This window comes from Flavobacterium cupreum, from assembly GCF_003996965.1.
Taxonomy (GTDB): Bacteria; Bacteroidota; Bacteroidia; order Flavobacteriales; family Flavobacteriaceae; genus Flavobacterium; species Flavobacterium cupreum.
This window is the reverse complement of the sequence record NZ_QWDM01000060.1, coordinates 1-595: the sequence shown is the minus strand read 5'-3', so window position 1 is coordinate 595 and position 595 is coordinate 1. Positions and strand designations below refer to the sequence as shown.

Here is a 595-nt window from a genome sequence, read left to right as displayed (position 1 = left end):
TCCCGCAACGAGCTCAACCCTTGTCATTAGTTGCTACGAAAGAGCACTCTAATGAGACTGCCGGTGACAAACCGGAGGAAGGTGGGGATGACGTCAAGTCCTCATGGCCCTTATGGGTAGGGCTTCACACGTCATACAATGGTACATACAGAGGGCCGCCAACCCGCGAGGGGGAGCTAATCCCAGAAAGTGTATCGTAGTCCGGATTGTAGTCTGCAACTCGACTACATGAAGTTGGAATCGCTAGTAATCGCGGATCAGCATGTCGCGGTGAATACGTTCCCGGGTCTTGTACACACCGCCCGTCACACCATGGGAGCGGGTTTTACCAGAAGTAGGTAGCTTAACCGCAAGGAGGGCGCTTACCACGGTAGGATTCGTGACTGGGGTGAAGTCGTAACAAGGTAGCCGTATCGGAAGGTGCGGCTGGATCACCTCCTTTCTAGAGTTGCACCGGTTATAGAACCGATTCATTAAGCGTCCACTCTTATCGACTGTTAGATTTAGAAGAAACAGTAGCAGTGTCCATTTGGGGCTGTAGCTCAGCTGGTTAGAGCACCGTGTTGATAACGCGGGGGTCGTTGGTTCGAGTCCA

1 rRNA gene is annotated in these 595 nt (G+C 52.6%); it reads left to right on the top strand.

Annotated elements, in window-relative coordinates:
- A 16S ribosomal RNA gene (locus D0817_RS24785) occupies window positions 1-442 on the top strand; the annotation flags it as partial.
- Window positions 443-595: the final 153 nt, after the last annotated feature.